The following is an 18,880-nucleotide window of genomic DNA, read 5'->3' as shown; positions in this document are numbered from 1 at the left end:
ACGATTAATTGAGAATTGCATAATTATGCTCCTTTGAGTTTAGCAATATGCGTAGCATTGTTTTTAAATAGTTTAATTAAAAGATCTAGTAGTAGTAATAAGGGGTGTTTAAGTTGTGGATAACTGGGTGTTCACAACTTATGGTGCGATTAAACTTGTTCACAATGTTGTGGGAAAAGTCAGTAGTTTGTCATATCTTATCAACAGGTCCTATTTACCATTTTTTATCTCATCTGTTAGTGCTTCAAGCATTTCTTTTGTGCGCGCATCAGACTCTGCTTTTTCAGTAATTTTATTAGTTGCATGCAGAACGGATGAATGATCACGCCCACCAAATGAGCGGCCAATGTCTGGCAGGCTTTCATTTGTTAGCGTTCTGGTTAAGTACATGGCAACATGACGTGCGGTCACGAGATCTTTTTTGCGGCTGGTACTTTTGAGATCATCGATTGTTTGCATGTAATAATCAGCGACAACTTGTTGAATGCGGCCAACAGTTATTTTAAAGCCTTGATTAATATTTAAATCACCCAATATTTTTTGGGCTGTTTCTTTAGTAGCTGGTTTGTTACGATAACGTAGCATGGCTTCAAAACGATGAAATGTCCCTTCCAATGTACGGATATTGGAATCAATTTTATCGGCAATTAATTCTAAGACATCATTAGGAATATCTAAATTATCAGTCTCTGCTAAATTTTTAAGGATGGCCACACGTGTTGGTAAATCAGGCTTTTGAATATCCATTGAAATACCGGCTTCAAAACGAGACGTCAGACGAGATTGCAAATCAACAATTTCTGTTGGTAATTTATCTGATGTCATAATGATTTGTTTACCTGTTTTTGTTAGCACATTAAAGGTGTTAAAGAACTCTTCTTGCACTTTTTCTTTGCCAGACCAGAACTGGATATCATCAATAAGTAACAAGTCTACCGTGCGATATTCTTTTTTAAAGACAGCAGTTGCACCCTCTCCAGCTCGCAAAGATTCGGTAAAATCATTTAAAAAATCTTCTGCTGTCGCATATTTAATGCGGGCCGATGGTGTTGTTTTTGAGTAAGCGTTGCCAATGGCCTGCATTAAATGTGTTTTACCAAGCCCAACCCCACCGTAAATCAGGTATGGATTATAGACACGCCCAGGATCCTCAGCAACTGCACGTGCAATTGCGTAAGCATTTTCGTTACCAGTGCCTACAACAAATTTATCAAACGTAAAATTTTCATTTAAATCGGATTCTCGCGTGAATGTTAAATTTTCTGTTTGAATGAGTGTGGACTTTTGTATGGCTTCCGCAATTCGGAGTTCTGGCTTAATGAATCCTTCAGCAATTTCCATGGCATATTGCACAAAGCTCATGGCATAGGATTTATTCCAATTGTCAATGATATCAATGCTTTCATCAACAGGCACCTCTAAAATAATGCTTGATTCAGTTAAGGTAACTGGGACAAGTGGCTCTATATAGGTATCAAAGGAAACAGGACCAATTTCTTGATAGAATTTAGCTTTTACCTGATTCCATAATTCTTCTTTTGTTATGGGTTTTGTCACAAAAATCTCTCCTAATAAATTCGGTGTATTCTAAAAATAACGACAAATTAAAAAAATGGCGTCATGAACCGATCAACTTTTCTATTATATATAAAGAAGAAGTAGCAAAGATTATTATAACAGTAAGAAATGGAGTTTTCCACAGGAGAATGATAATTTTAGATAATATCAACAGTTGTGGACAAAATAATTAACAGTATGTGGATATAAGAGCGAACAAATGTGCGAGTTATCCACAAACAAACAACTTTATGCACACTTAAAAGTGGGTAAGGACAATATTTGAGGTTCGTTATAAACATTATCCACAATTTAACAATAACAAGCTGTGGATATGTGGATAACTTGTGAACAGCTCTGTGCGTAATGTTTTCGGAAACGTAGTTACTGCACAGGCTTGTGTCTTGTTTTGGATAAGATTGTGAATAGTAAAGAAAAGGTTAAGGGCTTAAAAAATTATCAGCCTTTGACAACTTATGTTTGCTATAATTAAACTTATGATTATATTATTTAACAAACCTTATAATGTTTTAACTAAATTCACGGATACTGAAGGTAGGCCAACTTTGGCTGATTATATTGCTATCCCACGTGTCTACGCCGCAGGTCGTTTAGATCTGGATAGTGAGGGGTTATTACTTTTAACAGATAGTGGTAAACTCAATCACGAGTTAACTGATCCTGAAAATAAAGCGTATAAAACCTATGTTGTGCAAGTTGAAGGTGTACCAACTAAAGCCCAGTTGAAGATGCTTGAGCAAGGTGTTGAATTAAAAGATGGCATAACGCTGCCAGCAAAAGTTAAACGTATACCATACCCGAAGTGGTTGTGGGAAAGGGAAAAGCCCATTCGTGTGCGCCAAAATCAACCCACTAGTTTCCTTCAAATTAAGATTAAAGAGGGACGAAATCGTCAAGTTCGCCGTATGACAGCAGCAGTTGGCATACCAACTTTACGTTTAATTCGCACACATATTGATACCTATCATATTGCTGACTTAAAACCTGGTGCGTATCGTGTGATAAAATAAACTTATTTTTTTGATGACATGTGATGGGAAACCGTTATAATGATAAAAGAAATTAAATATTAAATGAGGTGAAAGCATGGGACGTAAGTGGGAAAACATTAAAATGAAAAAGGCGCAGACAGACGGTGCTGCAGCCAAAGTTAATAGTAAATATGGGATTGAAATCTATGTTGCCGCCAAGCAAGGTGGCAGTATTGACCCAGAAGCCAATTCGACTTTAAAATTTGTCATTGAACGTGCCAAGCAAGCCCAGGTACCAAAACATGTCATTGAACGTGCGCTTGAGAAGGTAAGTGGTTCCGGTGATGAGACATTTATTGAAGGTCGTTATGAAGGATTTGGTCCTAATGGCTCACTAATTATTGTCGACACATTAACATCAAACGTTAACCGTACAGCGACAAACGTACGGACTGAGTTTAATAAAAATGGTGGTAATTATGGCGCAGCTGGATCAGTGAGTTATTTATTTGATGAGACCGGCGTCATTGTTTTTGAAGGAAATGATGCAGATGGCATGTTAGAAACACTATTAGATGCTGAAGTAGATGTGCGTGATGCGGAACAACAAGATGATCAAATCGTTGTCTATACAGAACCAAATGAGTTGCATAAAGCTATTGAAGTGTTGCGTCAAAGTGGTGTGTCAGAATTTTCAACGACAGAAATATCAATGCTACCACAAGCAGAAATGACGCTTGAAGGGGATGACTTAGCAGCATTTGAAAAATTAATTGATGTCCTTGAATCAGATGAGGATGTTCAAACAGTGCATCACAATGTGGTACTGTCGTGAAAATAAACAGGTGATTTAATTGAGAAAGTAACTACTTGTTATTGTTATCCAAGGAAACAAGTCGTATAATAGTAACATTAGGTTTTTTAGTGTATTTTTAGTTACGATTAATTGATGTTAATTGCTTGCTTATGCAGTTAATCCATGTTATGATTAAAATCGAATTGCAAAGTTTTTGCAGGTAAAAAATAGTGAATAGAGGTGAACACATATGAAGCGTACATACCAACCAAAGAAGCGTCATCGTGAACGCGTACACGGATTCCGTAAACGCATGAGCACAAGCAACGGTCGTAAAGTTTTGGCTCGCCGTCGTGCAAAGGGCCGCAAGGTTCTATCAGCCTAACAAGGTCGCTGCTATGCAGTGGCTTTTTTATTTAATAAAAGACCATATAAATAGACATGGTTACTATAAAATATTAAGGTATTATGTGACTGAGTAACAGGTGATTAACACCACTATATCAAATCCTCAAGAGAGACTTAATCAAATGAGAAAAACTTTTCGAATTAAAAAACCAACTGACTTTCAGCTTGTTTTTAATAAGCATCGGTCTGTTGCAAATAAATATTTTATTGTTTATCAGTTAGGTAAAAGCGATCAGAAGCATTTTCGACTAGGTATTTCCGTTAGCAAAAAAATTGGTAAAGCGCATGATCGTGTTTGGGTCAAGCGTCGTATTCGTCAAAGTATTTTGGAATTAAAACCACAATTGCCTAATGAACTTGATATATTGGTAATTGCACGGCCAGCAGTGGCAAAGCAAAGTCAAAAATTTATCAAAGAACAAATCGTACATGTGCTGAAATTGGCTAATATCCTGAAAGTGGCAAAATAATGAAACGTTTTACTAATATTTTAAAAAAAATCGGTCCGTTACCGCTGATTCTAGCTGTCGTCGCGTTAATTATTATCATTATTGCTGGTATGAGCTTTAGTGGGCATGTTGCCTCGCATAGTTTGTGGAGTGCTGTTGTTGCGGCGTTCACCTCTGCTATATTAGGGGCTTCGGCATGGTTTGGTAATAACTATGGTATGGGAATTATTGTTTTTACAATTTTAATTCGTTTTTTGATTTTACCTTTAATGGTTTATCAAATTCAATCAATGATGAAGATGCAAATTGTACAACCAGCGCTCAAGGCATTGCAATCTAAGTATCCAGGGAAAGATACTGAAAGTCGTCAATTGATGATGGCTGAGCAGCAAGCCTTGTATAAGGATGCCGGAGTAAACCCATTTGCATCAATGTTGCCTCTTATCGTGCAAATGCCAGTGTTGATTGCCTTGTATCAATCAATTTATAATTCACAAGTCTTGAGATCAGGCAAGTTTTTATGGTTACAATTAGGAAATAATGATCCTTACTATATTTTGCCAATATTGGCAGCACTCTTCACATTTGCCTCATCGTGGTTATCAACACAAGCCACACCAGAGCAAAATGGGCTGACAAAGGCGATGCCTTATATTTTCCCAGTCGTGATTTTTTTCTCTGCAATTGCTGTGCCAAGTGCGTTATCATTGTATTGGGTAGTCGGAAACTTGTTTCAAACTATTCAAACATTTTTCTTACAAAATCCTTTTAAAATAAGACGTCAACGTGAATTAGAAGCGCAAAAAGAGCGTGATTTGAAACGTAAAATCAAAAAAGCAAAGCGTAGTACCAAGCGTTAATATATTCGTGCTGTGTTGCCGGTCAGGCAACACAGCTTTTTTATTGTTTAAAAGTACCAAACAAAAAAGATTGAAAAATGGCGGTATAATGTTATTCTGAAATAAGAAATAAGAAATAAGAAATAAGAAAAAATAAGAAATAAGAAATAAGAAATAAGAAATAAGAAATATAAAGATAATGGAGATTTTGAGATGAGGAAGCAGAGAGTAAGTAACTATCAGTTCTCAGTTCTTTTAGTTGTGGTATTATTTTTATTTAATTATTTGTCATCACAGATTATTGACGCCATTCAATCTTATCAACCCAGTGCGTATAGCATTGCAACTGGGAGTGTAGGAAAATTATTAACCTATATTAGTCATAATTGGCTGACTTATGGCATAACGTTAATTGGTTATTTTTTTGTTTGGATGATGCTAATAATGGTCGTTGTTACGACCATGTTGTTAACATGGGGCATATCGCGTAAAGAAAACTTTCTGACTGGATTAAAATCGTTACAAATTCATCTTGCTGTTTTTGTTATGATGCTGTTATTGATACCTTTAAATCAAGTTGGCTTTAAATTTCCAATTGCTTATTATCTTACAATTCCAAAAACATTTATTGATCCAATAAAAACGCCCATTGTTTGGATTGTAGTCGGTTTTGTTAATATTTGCTTATTATTGGTAGCGTATCGCTTAAGGCTGATGCCATATTTTGCGATAACAACACGTGGCAGTTTGAAGGCAAATATGATACATAGTTGGCGACAAACAAAGTTTCAGACTGGACAGTTTCTTTTAACAATTGGAAAGTATGCGTTAATAACAATTATTGTTGTTGGTGGACTCTTTTGGTTACAACGATTGTTTGATCAGGGACGACACGATGGTTTGAATCGTAGCATGGCAAATATCTTGATTGCTATCGCGATTGGCTATTTTTACGTTGTCACAAGTCAAGTTTTTTTACTTTTCGTCATTAAAGATCAGCAAACCGCTCGTATACGATTGCGCGATAGAAAATTATATTTGATAATAACGCAAGTCGTTATCATTGTTCTCGTTGGCGCAGTTAGTAGCTCACTTTCAGGGAAATTTGTTAGTCAACCTATTAAAAACTATGTTGTGATTGCACACAAAGGTGTATCGTCAGAAAGTGATGCCTCGAATACGATTATCAGCCTAAATAAGGTTTCTAAAACAAAACCGGACTATGTAGAAATAGATATTCAAGCAACAAGTGATGGTGTTTATGTTTTAAGTCATAATGCCAAAATTAAAGCAAAAAATGGTAAAACGTATCAAATTAATGAGACACCTTGGCATGTCTTAAAAAATGTGCGTTATGAAGAAAATGGGAAAATCATTACTGCGACGCCGTTTTTGACGTACATTAAACGTGCAAATCAATTAAATCAAAAATTGCTTGTTGAATTAAAAATCAATACAACAATTACGACAGCACAACTCGTTAATTTTCAAAAAAAGTACGGACAGTACCTAACAGAAAATCGTGCACAATTGCAGTCAATGAATCAAAATGCGATTAAGCGATTGGCAAAATATTCCGATAGGCCAATAGGTTTACTATCGCCGGTTGTTAACAGTGTTAATCGTGCAAAGTTTAATACGTTTTATGCGATGGAATATTCCAATGTCAATACTAATATTGCACGTCAAGTGACTAAAGATCATAAAAAATTATATGTATGGACATTGAACACAGAAGCAGATATTAATAGTAATTATGCATTAGGTGTTCAAGGATATATTACGGATTACCCAAAAGAAACACGTGCATTGTTGCAGAAATTATCACGACATGCAGTCTATGCTGATGCAATTTGGTATATTGTGATGTTACAAAAAACGGCTATTTAATACTGGTTTTAAGTCCAGCGGCAGGGTAAAACTGGTATAATATACTCTGATATATTGAAGTGATGCCATTGCGAGAGTGAGGTACAAGAAAACATTAATGGCTAGGCGGAAAATTGCTTCGCAAAACAACAATTTAATACTGCGTGCGATGCAACCAGGAGACACTGATGCACTTGCACACATTTATTTAGATGCCCGTATCCTCAATTTTCCTTGGGTCAAATCACCGAAACTAGCTGACTTTGAGTTGGCTAGTTTCGGTGAAGTTGTACAGGTTGCTATATTTGATGATGAAATTGTTGGGTTTGCCTCACTATCAGAATGGGATAGCTTTTTACATTTATTATTTATCAAAGTAGGTTTTCAACGACAAGGTATTGGGACGCTTTTATTAAACTGGGCACGCCAAATGACCAAAGCGCCACTTGAATTGAAAGTGGTCACAGCTAATATCAGCGCACAACACTTCTACGAACGTGAAGGTTTTAAAATGGTTGCGCATACAATTTTATCAAATCCAACGAATGTGACGTACAGAGATGATCGAGACAGTTAAAAAATTTAATAACTTTACGTGGTACCATGTGTCTAATTTAACCACAGAGGATAATCAAATATTAGTCAGTGAACATCAACTAACTAATGAAATTATTGGCTATGCTGTTGACCATAACGAGTCAGTACGTATGGAATACGATGTGGCCACTGATGAGGCCTTGATGGTCATTGACGTTATTTCATATCACGAAAATGTAGTTGAAACACGGCCCATTGGCATTTTGTTTGCGCATGGCGATTTATATACATTTTCACACTCAGTGACTGATTATATTCAAGCTGTTTTATTAGATCCTAAAAATCGGCAAAAGCGTGGGAATGATAATGAAATTAGTGCAATTGATTTTGTGATGACAGGGTTGTATTCATTGATGACACGTTATGTGTCACAGGTAACAGAAATTAATCGTAAGCGTCGTGTGATTCAAGCACAATTGGGTCATCATAAACGGACGACAAAGCAAATGAATGATTTATTGCGATTACAAACGCAAATGATTTATATTCAAAATTCACTAGCTAACAATCATGTGATGCTTAATGCGTTTAAACAAGATTTTAAAACTAAAATTGCTCACTTTGAAGAAGAGCATATTGATGATGTACGTGTTGAAGTCGGGCAAGCCGAACATATGGCAGATATAGCGATGGCTGTCATCAATTCAGTTTCAGACGCATACGGTAACTTAAGTAATCGTGATTTGAATTGGACAATGAAAGTGCTAACAGTGTATTCAATTGTGTTGACAGTGCCTACAATTGTTAGTGGTTTTTATGGCGAAAATGTCAAGTGGTTACCATTTGCGGCGGCACAAGATGGTTGGTGGATAACGATTGTGATTACACTGATTTTAATGGCAGCTGTTAGCTTAGTACTGGCGTTGAGCGGCTTTTTCAGAAAGTAACCAAAGAGGGATTATATGAAACTATTAGAGGATCGTATTCGTCAAGATGGACGCGTCTTGGGGACAGAAGTATTAAAAGTTGACACCTTTTTGAATCACCAAATTGACCCTGAACTGATGGCAGAAATTGGTGCAGAGTTTGGTAGGTTGTTTGCGGATAAAAAAATTGATAAAATTTTGACCGTCGAATCTTCAGGTATTGCGCCTGCGGTGTTTACTGGCTGGGTATTGCACGTACCAGTGGTATTTGCCCGAAAAAACAAATCACTGACTTTGCCAGATGACGTGTGGTCAGCCAATGTTTATTCTTTTACAAAACAAGCAACAAATCATATTATGATTGATCGTCGTTTCTTGAAAGCCGATGAAAACGTCTTATTGATTGATGACTTTTTGGCTAATGGCCAGGCAATTGAAGGCTTATTGTCAATTGCGCAACAAGCGGAAGCAAAGGTTGTTGGCGTGGGTATTGTGATTGAAAAAACATTTCAAAAGGGCCGGAAAATTTTAGATGAACGTGGCATAAAAGTTGAAAGTTTAGCGCGCATTAAATCATTTGATGATGGTAACGTATTTTTTTTATAATCAAAATAGATGTTTCACGTGAAACATCGTGAAAAAATAGGCGTCATTCTAGCATAGGGCTTGTTGCTAGAATGACGCCTATTTTAAATTTCAGACACACTTACCCCAGAATTGATCACGAACCTTAATAGATTTTGTTATGCCATATGTTAATTTAAAAGGTGCGAAGCGTCTACCGTTTGTTACTAGTACCCAGTATCATGTTACTTTTTATCAAAAAATAATTTTAAAATAACGGATGAATGCCTACTTGGATTTAAAGGGCAACAGATTAAAATAGTGATATATCAGTTTTCTAGTTTAATCCCTACAAAACTGACACTCAAAATTGGTATAATGGTAGCAATGATTATCATAAAACAAGCGATACTTTGATATTAAGCAAATGACACAAGCTATTAGCGTGTCAGTACATACGAGGTGAAATATGAATTTGCACATTATGCCAGATTGGCATGCATACACGATGACTTTGCCAGATTTTAACGATTCAGTTCAGCAAACACAGCTTTTTTTGTCACAGGGGCAAGCAGTTGAGCTGATTTTAGTGGACTACTTACCTAAATTACGTCAAATTTTATCAGACAAAGCAATTGAAGCGGCTGAAACGTGGTCAGTATATGATTTATTGCAACGAATCACAATAAAAGCTGCCAAACCATTAGCTTTATCCGATTTTTCATGGCCCGAAAATGCGCAATTTGTGTACATGGCAGATTGTATTAACGTTCAAGTCGCGGGAAATCATTTTGCAACGATAGGACTTGAACAGCCTGCATTAACACGATTTGAAAAAATTGATTTATGGACGGATAACGCACGAAGCCAAGAGTTGTTGATTGATGATCGCGGCTTTATTTCTCGGGTGACAACATTTGATGATGACGAGGCCATTTTACGTCGAGACTACTTAACACCTAGCGGAGACATTGCTGTTCAAGAAGACTGTACAACTGGTATTGTGACAACACAACAACTATGGACGACCCAGACAACATTTGTCAATATGGCTGAGTTAATTACCGCAGCGTTAGCTTATCATCTGCAGTCGGTACCTGAAAACGAGTATCTTATTATGGCACAGAGTCAAATGGCTACTTTTCTTGTCAATGAATTGGCACCAAAGCAGCCAACCATTTTAAGTTATCAAGCTGAGCGTACAAATGAACAACTTGCCAAAAATAATTTGTTACAAGCTTCTAGTATGACGGATTTTTCTGTAACGGATACAACAGAACAATATGGCAGAATTATGGCACAGATAGATCAGGAGGAAACGCTTGCTATTATCCCGCCATACGTTGCAACACAGCAAGTTAAACGTTCTACGGGGCGGCCTTTTTCGACTGTTTATTGGCGCGCAGCCACAATAACACGAGCTGATTTTGAAGCAGTAAGCAGCGTTCTAGCAAATCACCCAAATGTTTTTGTCTTGATTGAAACGTCGCAATCACATGCGTCATTTGATACACTGATTGAAATAGCTAGCCAAACTGTAGCTAACGCACATGGCATTGTGGATAGTGATAGTCAGATGGCCTATAAAACGCGTTTTCAATTTGTGACACCACAAAGTGAAGTGCAGCGTACGCGTTATATGGCTAACACACGTGTTTTGTTAGACCTCAGTGATAGACCAGACCAATTTTTACAAACGAAAGCAATCACTTATGGGGTACCGCAAATTAATGTCATAAAGACTGATTATTTGATACCCAATAAAAATGGCAAATTATTGCGCGATAAGTCAGAATTAGTGGGGACGTTGAACTTTTACCTAGACGATGAGCATTATTTGGAAGAAACACAAGAAACAACGCATCAAATGGTTGCAGAATATAGTGAAGATATGATTTGGATTAAGTGGCAACAAATTTTTAATAAGATTAAGCAAAGGCGTATATAAATGGCAGATATTTCAGTGCTTCAAATTGGAGACAATGATTGGACAGCTCAAATTGATACAACACATATTGATTGGCAGCATACGACAATTCTTGATTTACCCACACGGTTAACGCGTCAAAAAGATCCCTATGTGCTAGAACAAACATATGTTGTATTGACTGATAATGAGCTGTCAAGTACGTTATTGTCAAGTCAAATTAGTGAGTGGCCTGCGCTACGGGTAATTTATTTTGCCAAAACGATCACACCGGACTTTCAAGAAATATTGGCTGAACGGCGTGCTTTTTGTGTGCAAGATACAACGCCGAAAGCAATTCAAAACCGCCTTCAGACTGACTTTGAATTTGATCAAATAGGCTTTCCAACACGTTTTAGTGAACAACAATTTATGCCAATGCCGCCCACTGGGATACACTTTAAACGTGCAGGTCGCTTTTCGGCACAATTTAGTGGTGATTTTGGTCAAGTGTGGCAACAAATTGGGACATTGAAGACATTTGTTGGCGATTTGGTGCCACATGTTGAAAATATGGTTTGGTTAGATTATGATCAGACACAAACAGTGGCTGTGCAGTTACAATTTGTTTTTTACAAAGATAATCACATACAAGCGGTTCAAACAGTGACTGGTGATGCGTTACGACAACAACATACAATTGGTGGGATAGATGATTATCAAGACTATCAAATTTTAATTTTTGCTAAAGGCGCCGGTGAATTAGATCTACATGTGTTACATCAACGCCGCTCGCGACACGGGTTGGGGACCTTGTTGCCCGGGGATGATTGGCAGATGACCGATGACAATGAAGAAGTGTTAAGTTATTTTAATCCTGGGGATCGTCAGGCACCGTTAATTGTTAATTTTTCGGGCATTCGGTTACATGTGGATGGCTTTGAAATGCGGGGGCCATTAAATGAACTAGGGACACCATACCTACTTTTCTCAGATGTTAGAATGCAAGGTGGTGCTTTTCATATTGGATCAGAAGCGTATGAACAAAAGATCATTGAAACAATTAAAAAAGCTATGAAAACGCTGAATTTACAACCAGAAGATGTGATTTTAACTGGTTATTCCATGGGAAGTTTGCCAGCAATGTATTACGCTGCTGACATTAAGCCACATGCCATTGTTGTGGCTAAACCACTGATTAGTTTAGGCACATTGACGGGAAATGCTGAGTTCCCCAGAGAAGTGAACCAAGATTGGACGTTAGATGTGCGACGTTTTTTGGCGGGACGTATGCATCCAGATGATACCGACATGTTAGATAGCATTTTGTGGCAGCATATTGAAAATGTTGATTGGTCCAAAATAGCGGTAGCATTATTTACACTCAAGCAAGATGAGTATGATGGTCAAAGTCTGCCACAGTTACTAAAATTTTTTGAAGAGAACAAGACACCAGTAATACATACACAAGAAGTGGGCACACACACGGCCAAAATACCAGAAATGATAGTGTTTATAAAAACACAGTTGGCAAATCTAAGAGATAGTATGCGGGAGGGTCGGTAAGCGTTATGCAATATCAGATATATTGGACACCACAAACACAATTATTTGAATTACAAGGGGCGACAGTCGATTTTCGGGCATTAGATGCTGTTTATTATGAGCATTACTTTTTGCCAAGTGGGCGTGTAATCGCTACTTGGCACTCTAATCATCATTTTCAACATGAAAAAAAGGTCTCAGATTTACCGCAACTGTTACGTGGTGTCACCTATACGATTGAACGAAGCATTGATAACAGTGAGCGTATGTTTGCTTATTTGGTTGTCACCTTCTATGATGACCAATATCAAAAATTAGCAACGACTAGTCAAAATGCCGATAAAATAACGATCACAGTGCCAGAACATTATGCTTTTTATACCATTGATTTGGTGTCTGCTGGTAATGGTCATTTTGTCTTTCATAACTTTGTTATTCGCCAACAAACAGCCGGTGTACTACGAGATAATGACTTGACTATAGCGCCTAATTTGTATGCCTATCTTCAAGTGCCAGAAAAAATAACGACGAAGACCTTGCGTGTTATTTTTTCTGAGCCTGAAAAAATGATAACTGATTACATGACGGACTGGATAAACGAAACGCAACAAGCTGTACAATATATTGCAAGTAGTGATGTTGATGCTGGTTTTTATCGTAGTCACGAGCCAGCGTTGATAGCGGCTGTTAAAAATGCACGTAAACAGGTGCATGCAAACAAGGTTGAATTTGTCGGGTATGGTCCAATATCAAGTTATGCAGCATTGTATTATCAGCAACAGATCAAAGGTAGTGCGGCAATTATTAGTGAAGATGTTGAGCTCTCGCCAAGACCAGATTTGAAGATTGTAAGGACAGTTGATAATGTACAATATCTGGGCAATCCTATTGTGGCAAACTATCAGGTCGATATAATCGTCCCACATCCGAAATATGAACGTTTGGGTATGTTGAATTATGACACACCAACGCCAAAAGAGTTGCGGCGACAGCAGGCGTATGATGCCGCACATCCTAAAAAAAGCACGATATCACAGTTTTTTACGAAAAATAAAAACACGCGTTAACGTGTTATTGTTTTAAAACTTGATTTTTAATTGTCACCATACTCATACTTGTGAGTGTATCTGTACTTTTTTCATGGATTGATACTGACCAAACTTGTAATGAATGGCCAATAGTGACAGGTGTGGCCGTTGCGACTAAAGTACCATGAGTGGCTGCTTTTAAATGATGTGTGTGTATATCAACACCAACTGGCACCAGGTGACTAGGGAGACATTCTTTGGCACCAAGTGAAGCGGCTGTTTCAGCTAGTAGTGCGTTAATGCCACCGTGAACGACACCATACGGTTGCATGAGCTTTTCACTGATAGGCACTTCAACAATTGTTTTTTCTGCCGATAATAAGGTGGTTTTTAACCCTAAAAGTTCTATAATATTCATAAGAACAAAATCCCCTTTCTGAATGGAGTATAACATATGACAACTTGGAACATTGTAAAAGTCTACAAAGAAATTTTATTTGAAACGAATGCTGATGGTAAAAATCCTGGTAAAATCGCTAAGATTACGATGAATGATATTGCAACGCACAATGCCTTTACACCAGGTATGGTGGCTGAAATGATTGATGCGTTCACCATTGCGCGTGATGATGCCGAAATTGGTGTTATTATTATGACTGGTGCAGGCGATCAAGCTTTTTCATCCGGTGGGAATCAGAAAGTTCGTGGTAATGGTGGCTATGTTGGTGTTGATGGTATACCACGTTTAAATGTGTTGGATTTACAACGTTTAATGCGCATTATACCTAAACCAATTATTGCGATGGTAAAAGGCTGGTCTGTTGGTGGCGGGAATGTCTTGCAGCTGGTCGCCGATTTGACTATAGCTGCTGACAATGCCAAGTTTGGTCAAACTGGACCCATGGTTGGGTCATTTGACGCAGGCTATGGTTCAGGATACCTTGCCCGTGTCATTGGACATAAGCGGGCTAAGGAAGTGTGGTTTTTAAACCATTTCTATACTGCTGACGAAGCTTACCAAATGAATTGGATTAACAAAGTTGTGCCATTAGCAGATGTCGAAGCTGCCACAATGACATGGTCAGATGAGTTGTTAACGAAATCACCTACCGCGCTGAGATTCATCAAAGCAGCTATGAATGCGGACACAGACGGTTTGGCCGGTTTGCAACAGTTTGCTGGGGATGCAACCATGTTGTATTACACATCAGATGAGGCTAAAGAAGGTCGCGATGCATTTAAAGAAAAACGTGATCCTAACTTTGATCAATTTCCAAAGTTCCCTTAAAACACCAGTTAGGTGTTTTTTATTATTAAATAATGAGTTTAAAATGATATTAATTTGACAAAAACTATAATACAATGCACAATAGCAAATAAGAGGATTGGTTATGAAACTTAAAATTGCGATAGCACAAATTGATATTGCCCTAGGTGAACCTAAACATAATCAGCAAACAGTGGCCTACTATGCGCAAAAAGCAGCTGAGGCTAATGCCGACGTGTTAGTCTATCCAGAAATGTGGAATACGGGCTATGCGTTGACTGAATTAGGCGATTTGGCAGATAACAATGGCAAAGACAGTCAGGCGTTACTCAGCAAATTAGCAAAGCAGTATCATCTTAATATTGTGGGCGGTTCGGTGGCAACAAAACAAGCGAATAAATTTTATAACACGATGTTTGTTTTTGATGCATTAGGCCAAAAAGTTTCTGAATACAATAAATTGCATCTTTTTGGTTTGATGAATGAGGAAAAATATGTGTCTGCTGGGCACGCAGTTAATACTTTTGATTTAGCAGATGTGAAGTCGGCGGCTGCAATTTGTTATGATATTCGTTTTCCAGAGTGGTTGCGCACCATGATGTCGGTTGGACCCCAAGAAATTTTATACGTGGTAGCTGAGTGGCCCATTCAGCGCATCGAACAATGGCAAATCATGTTACAGGCACGTGCAATTGAAAATCAGGCATTTGTCGTTGCGGCTAATCGCGTTGGTCGGGATAATAATAATGTGTTTGGTGGGCGCTCGTTGATTATTGATCCTTTGGGTCGCATTTTACAGCAGGCAGGGGATACACAAGAAATGTTGTTAATCGGTGACATAAATACTGACGATGAGCAAGCAGTTCGCGGGGAAATACCAGTTTTTGATGATCGACGACCTGAGTTATATTATTAGGAGAAATTATGCAATTTGAAGAATCCAATTTACTAAAAACATTACCTAAGCAGTTTTTTGCGTCACTTGTTGCCAAAGTAAATGCTAAAATTGCGGCAGGTGCGGATGTTATTAATTTAGGACAAGGTAATCCAGACTTACCAACACCTGATTATATTGTCAAAGCCATGCAAAACGCGACAGCTAAAGCTGTTGATCATAAATATTCATTATTTCGTGGTGAATTACGATTTAAAGAAGCAATTGCTCAGTTTTACTTAACTGAATATGGTGTGACCATTGATCCCAAAACAGAAGTGGCTATTTTGGCTGGCAGTAAAATTGGCTTAGTTGAACTGCCTTGGGCACTGATGAATCCTGGGGACACGCTTTTGTTACCCAATCCAGGTTATCCAGATTATTTGTCTGGTGCTTCTTTGGGTCGTGTGAACTACGAAACAGTACCACTTAAACGGGACAATGATTTTTTAATAGACTATTCAGCAATCCCAACGACAATAGCAAAAAAAGCTAAGTTTCTTTACATGAATTATCCTAATAATCCAACAGGTGCTATTGCGACAGCAGAATTTTATGAACAAACGGTTGCCTTTGCGACACAACATACTGTTGGTATTGTTTCAGATTTTGCATATGGGGCAATTGGCTTTGATGGCCATAAGCCACTCTCCTTTTTGCAAACACCAGGCGCAAAAGCTGTCGGCATTGAAACCTACACGCTTTCAAAAACATTTAACATGGCGGGCTGGCGTGTTGGTTTTGCAGTAGGAAATGCTGATATGATTGAAGCTATCAACTTAATTCAAGATCACCTATTTGTCTCAATTTTTCCAGCAATACAAGATGCAGCAGTTGAGGCGTTAAGCAATACAACGGCACGTCAAAATGCTGTTAAGTCACTGCGACAGACATACGAAAGTCGGCGAAATGCTTTTATTTCAGCTGTGCGTACATTCAATTGGGAACCTTATATGCCTAAAGGCGCTTTTTATGTCCTCATGCCGGTACCGAAAGGCTATACTTCTGCATCATTTGCTGACTCACTATTAACAGAAGCAAACGTAGCCGTAGCAGATGCGTCAGGGTTTGGGGATGAAGGTGAAGGTTACATTCGTGTTGGGTTAACAATCACAGAAAAACGTTTAGTAGAAGCTGCAAAAAGAATTGGGCAGTTAGCAGTATTTAAAGATCAAAAACAGGGAATTTAAAGGTACAAACGCGAGCGTTTGTACGATTTGAAGAATGAGGAAAAAGAAAGGGGGGAAGAAAGTATTGACAAGTAAAAAAAAGGGTGTATAGTATTAATAGTTGTCTGATACGCGAGACGAAGAGCAAGGAAGCGAAAATTGTGAGACTTAAAAAAGTCATTGCAAAAAGTAGTTGACAGAGCGAAATGAGCGTGGTAAGATAGTATAGTTGTCTCAGAGAGAGATAGCGCGTAGCACATTGAAAACTGAACAAAACTTTGAACAAACGAATCTGTTGCTGTAATGCGAGAGCATTAAGAAGTAACAAATTTGCGAAGTCAATTCGTAACAAACAAAAAAACGGATAAACGTTATAGAGATATAGCAAAAGTCAGTTTAATCGAAGAGTACATCTTCAAGCGATGAATTTAAATTCATTTAAATTGAGAGTTTGATCCTGGCTCAGGATGAACGCTGGCGGCGTGCCTAATACATGCAAGTCGAACGCGCAGCGAAAGGTGCTTGCACCTTTCAAGCGAGTGGCGAACGGGTGAGTAACACGTGGATAACCTACCTCAAGGTTGGGGATAACATTTGGAAACAGATGCTAATACCGAATGAGACGAGTGATCGCATGATGACTGGTTAAAAGGCGCTACGGCGTCGCCTAGAGATGGATCCGCGGTGCATTAGTTAGTTGGTGGGGTAAAGGCTTACCAAGACAATGATGCATAGCCGAGTTGAGAGACTGATCGGCCACATTGGGACTGAGACACGGCCCAAACTCCTACGGGAGGCTGCAGTAGGGAATCTTCCACAATGGGCGAAAGCCTGATGGAGCAACGCCGCGTGTGTGATGAAGGCTTTCGGGTCGTAAAGCACTGTTGTATGGGAAGAACAGCTAGAGTAGGGAATGACTGTAGTTTGACGGTACCATACCAGAAAGGGACGGCTAAATACGTGCCAGCAGCCGCGGTAATACGTATGTCCCAAGCGTTATCCGGATTTATTGGGCGTAAAGCGAGCGCAGACGGTTGATTAAGTCTGATGTGAAAGCCCGGAGCTCAACTCCGGAAAGGCATTGGAAACTGGTCAACTTGAGTGCAGTAGAGGTAAGTGGAACTCCATGTGTAGCGGTGGAATGCGTAGATATATGGAAGAACACCAGCGGCGAAGGCGGCTTACTGGACTGTAACTGACGTTGAGGCTCGAAAGTGTGGGTAGCAAACAGGATTAGATACCCTGGTAGTCCACACCGTAAACGATGAACACTAGGTGTTAGGAGGTTTCCGCCTCTTAGTGCCGAAGCTAACGCATTAAGTGTTCCGCCTGGGGAGTACGACCGCAAGGTTGAAACTCAAAGGAATTGACGGGGACCCGCACAAGCGGTGGAGCATGTGGTTTAATTCGAAGCAACGCGAAGAACCTTACCAGGTCTTGACATCCTTTGAAGCTTTTAGAGATAGAAGTGTTCTCTTCGGAGACAAAGTGACAGGTGGTGCATGGTCGTCGTCAGCTCGTGTCGTGAGATGTTGGGTTAAGTCCCGCAACGAGCGCAACCCTTATTGTTAGTTGCCAGCATTCAGATGGGCACTCTAGCGAGACTGCCGGTGACAAACCGGAGGAAGGCGGGGACGACGTCAGATCATCATGCCCCTTATGACCTGGGCTACACACGTGCTACAATGGCGTATACAACGAGTTGCCAACCTGCGAAGGTGAGCTAATCTCTTAAAGTACGTCTCAGTTCGGACTGCAGTCTGCAACTCGACTGCACGAAGTCGGAATCGCTAGTAATCGCGGATCAGCACGCCGCGGTGAATACGTTCCCGGGTCTTGTACACACCGCCCGTCACACCATGGGAGTTTGTAATGCCCAAAGCCGGTGGCCTAACCGTAAGGAGGGAACCGTCTAAGGCAGGACAGATGACTGGGGTGAAGTCGTAACAAGGTAGCCGTAGGAGAACCTGCGGCTGGATCACCTCCTTTCTAAGGATAAACGGAAAGTAGCAGGGGCATTAGATTGTCAAATTCGAGAAGTTCAAAGTTTTGTTTAGTTTTGAGTGTGATACCGACATAGGGATCATGGTCAAA

17 protein-coding genes and 1 rRNA gene are annotated in these 18,880 nt (G+C 39.1%); 16 read left to right on the top strand and 2 right to left on the bottom strand.

Annotated elements, in window-relative coordinates; translation table 11 throughout:
* Window positions 1–210: 210 nt before the first annotated feature.
* Window positions 211–1,557 carry a chromosomal replication initiator protein DnaA gene (gene dnaA, locus AB3K24_RS10065; protein ID WP_367975515.1) on the bottom strand — a complete coding sequence of 449 codons (1,347 nt, stop codon included), beginning with the start codon at window positions 1,555–1,557 and terminating at the stop codon, window positions 211–213.
* Between the two features lie 497 nt (window positions 1,558–2,054).
* On the opposite strand from dnaA, the gene AB3K24_RS10060 reads away from it, so the two are divergent.
* From AB3K24_RS10060 to asp3, 12 genes are all read left to right on the top strand, one after another.
* Window positions 2,055–2,588, top strand: a complete 534-nt coding sequence (locus AB3K24_RS10060) for an rRNA large subunit pseudouridine synthase E (protein ID WP_367975514.1) — start codon at window positions 2,055–2,057, stop codon at window positions 2,586–2,588.
* Window positions 2,589–2,664: 76 nt separating this feature from the next.
* The gene (locus AB3K24_RS10055) at window positions 2,665–3,384 is read left to right on the top strand and encodes a YebC/PmpR family DNA-binding transcriptional regulator (protein ID WP_367975513.1); all 720 of its coding nucleotides are present in this window, start codon (window positions 2,665–2,667) and stop codon (window positions 3,382–3,384) included.
* A 211-nt stretch (window positions 3,385–3,595) separates the two neighbouring features.
* Window positions 3,596–3,730 (top strand): 50S ribosomal protein L34, encoded by a 135-nt coding sequence (gene rpmH, locus AB3K24_RS10050; protein WP_002816117.1) that lies wholly within the window; start codon window positions 3,596–3,598, stop codon window positions 3,728–3,730.
* A 145-nt stretch (window positions 3,731–3,875) separates the two neighbouring features.
* A complete protein-coding gene (gene rnpA, locus AB3K24_RS10045; protein WP_367975510.1) occupies window positions 3,876–4,223 on the top strand; it encodes a ribonuclease P protein component in 348 nt (115 codons plus the stop codon).
* Window positions 4,223–5,062 carry a YidC/Oxa1 family membrane protein insertase gene (locus AB3K24_RS10040; protein WP_367975508.1) on the top strand — a complete coding sequence of 280 codons (840 nt, stop codon included), beginning with the start codon at window positions 4,223–4,225 and terminating at the stop codon, window positions 5,060–5,062. The genes rnpA and AB3K24_RS10040 overlap by 1 nt, the downstream gene beginning before the upstream one ends.
* A 192-nt stretch (window positions 5,063–5,254) precedes the next feature.
* Window positions 5,255–6,931 (top strand): glycerophosphodiester phosphodiesterase family protein, encoded by a 1,677-nt coding sequence (locus AB3K24_RS10035; RefSeq protein ID WP_367975506.1) that lies wholly within the window; start codon window positions 5,255–5,257, stop codon window positions 6,929–6,931.
* 97 nt (window positions 6,932–7,028) lie between these two features.
* A complete protein-coding gene (locus tag AB3K24_RS10030) occupies window positions 7,029–7,487 on the top strand; it encodes a GNAT family N-acetyltransferase (RefSeq protein WP_367975504.1) in 459 nt (152 codons plus the stop codon).
* Window positions 7,471–8,394, top strand: coding sequence for a magnesium transporter CorA family protein (locus AB3K24_RS10025; protein ID WP_367975502.1), 924 nt, complete (start codon window positions 7,471–7,473; stop codon window positions 8,392–8,394). Before AB3K24_RS10030 ends, AB3K24_RS10025 begins: the two co-directional genes overlap by 17 nt.
* Before the next feature lie 15 nt (window positions 8,395–8,409).
* Window positions 8,410–8,979 (top strand): xanthine phosphoribosyltransferase, encoded by a 570-nt coding sequence (locus AB3K24_RS10020; protein WP_367975500.1) that lies wholly within the window; start codon window positions 8,410–8,412, stop codon window positions 8,977–8,979.
* Window positions 8,980–9,406: 427 nt separating this feature from the next.
* A complete protein-coding gene (gene asp1, locus AB3K24_RS10015; protein WP_367975499.1) occupies window positions 9,407–10,885 on the top strand; it encodes an accessory Sec system protein Asp1 in 1,479 nt (492 codons plus the stop codon).
* The gene (gene asp2, locus AB3K24_RS10010; RefSeq protein WP_367975498.1) at window positions 10,886–12,409 is read left to right on the top strand and encodes an accessory Sec system protein Asp2; all 1,524 of its coding nucleotides are present in this window, start codon (window positions 10,886–10,888) and stop codon (window positions 12,407–12,409) included. It abuts the gene before it with no gap.
* Window positions 12,410–12,414: 5 nt separating this feature from the next.
* A complete protein-coding gene (gene asp3 / locus AB3K24_RS10005) occupies window positions 12,415–13,455 on the top strand; it encodes an accessory Sec system protein Asp3 (protein ID WP_367975496.1) in 1,041 nt (346 codons plus the stop codon).
* A 4-nt stretch (window positions 13,456–13,459) separates the two neighbouring features.
* On the opposite strand, the gene AB3K24_RS10000 is transcribed toward asp3, so the two are convergent.
* Window positions 13,460–13,834: a PaaI family thioesterase gene (locus AB3K24_RS10000; RefSeq protein ID WP_367975494.1), complete on the bottom strand. Its 375-nt coding sequence runs from the start codon at window positions 13,832–13,834 to the stop codon at window positions 13,460–13,462.
* A 36-nt stretch (window positions 13,835–13,870) separates the two neighbouring features.
* Here AB3K24_RS10000 and menB point away from each other — a divergent pair, with 36 nt between their 5' ends.
* The 4 genes from menB (at window position 13,871) to AB3K24_RS09980 (ending at window position 18,775) form a co-directional block, all read left to right on the top strand.
* The gene (gene menB / locus AB3K24_RS09995) at window positions 13,871–14,704 is read left to right on the top strand and encodes a 1,4-dihydroxy-2-naphthoyl-CoA synthase (RefSeq protein WP_367975493.1); all 834 of its coding nucleotides are present in this window, start codon (window positions 13,871–13,873) and stop codon (window positions 14,702–14,704) included.
* A gap of 103 nt (window positions 14,705–14,807) precedes the next feature.
* Window positions 14,808–15,599, top strand: coding sequence for a carbon-nitrogen family hydrolase (locus AB3K24_RS09990; protein ID WP_367975491.1), 792 nt, complete (start codon window positions 14,808–14,810; stop codon window positions 15,597–15,599).
* Window positions 15,600–15,607: 8 nt separating this feature from the next.
* The gene (locus tag AB3K24_RS09985; protein ID WP_367975489.1) at window positions 15,608–16,807 is read left to right on the top strand and encodes a pyridoxal phosphate-dependent aminotransferase; all 1,200 of its coding nucleotides are present in this window, start codon (window positions 15,608–15,610) and stop codon (window positions 16,805–16,807) included.
* Between the two features lie 418 nt (window positions 16,808–17,225).
* A 16S ribosomal RNA gene (locus AB3K24_RS09980) occupies window positions 17,226–18,775 on the top strand.
* Window positions 18,776–18,880 lie beyond the last annotated feature (105 nt).

Origin of the sequence: Leuconostoc aquikimchii (assembly GCF_040838325.1) — a bacterium.
GTDB lineage: Bacteria > Bacillota > Bacilli > Lactobacillales > Lactobacillaceae > Leuconostoc > Leuconostoc aquikimchii.
This window is presented reverse-complemented; position numbering and strand designations above follow the sequence as displayed.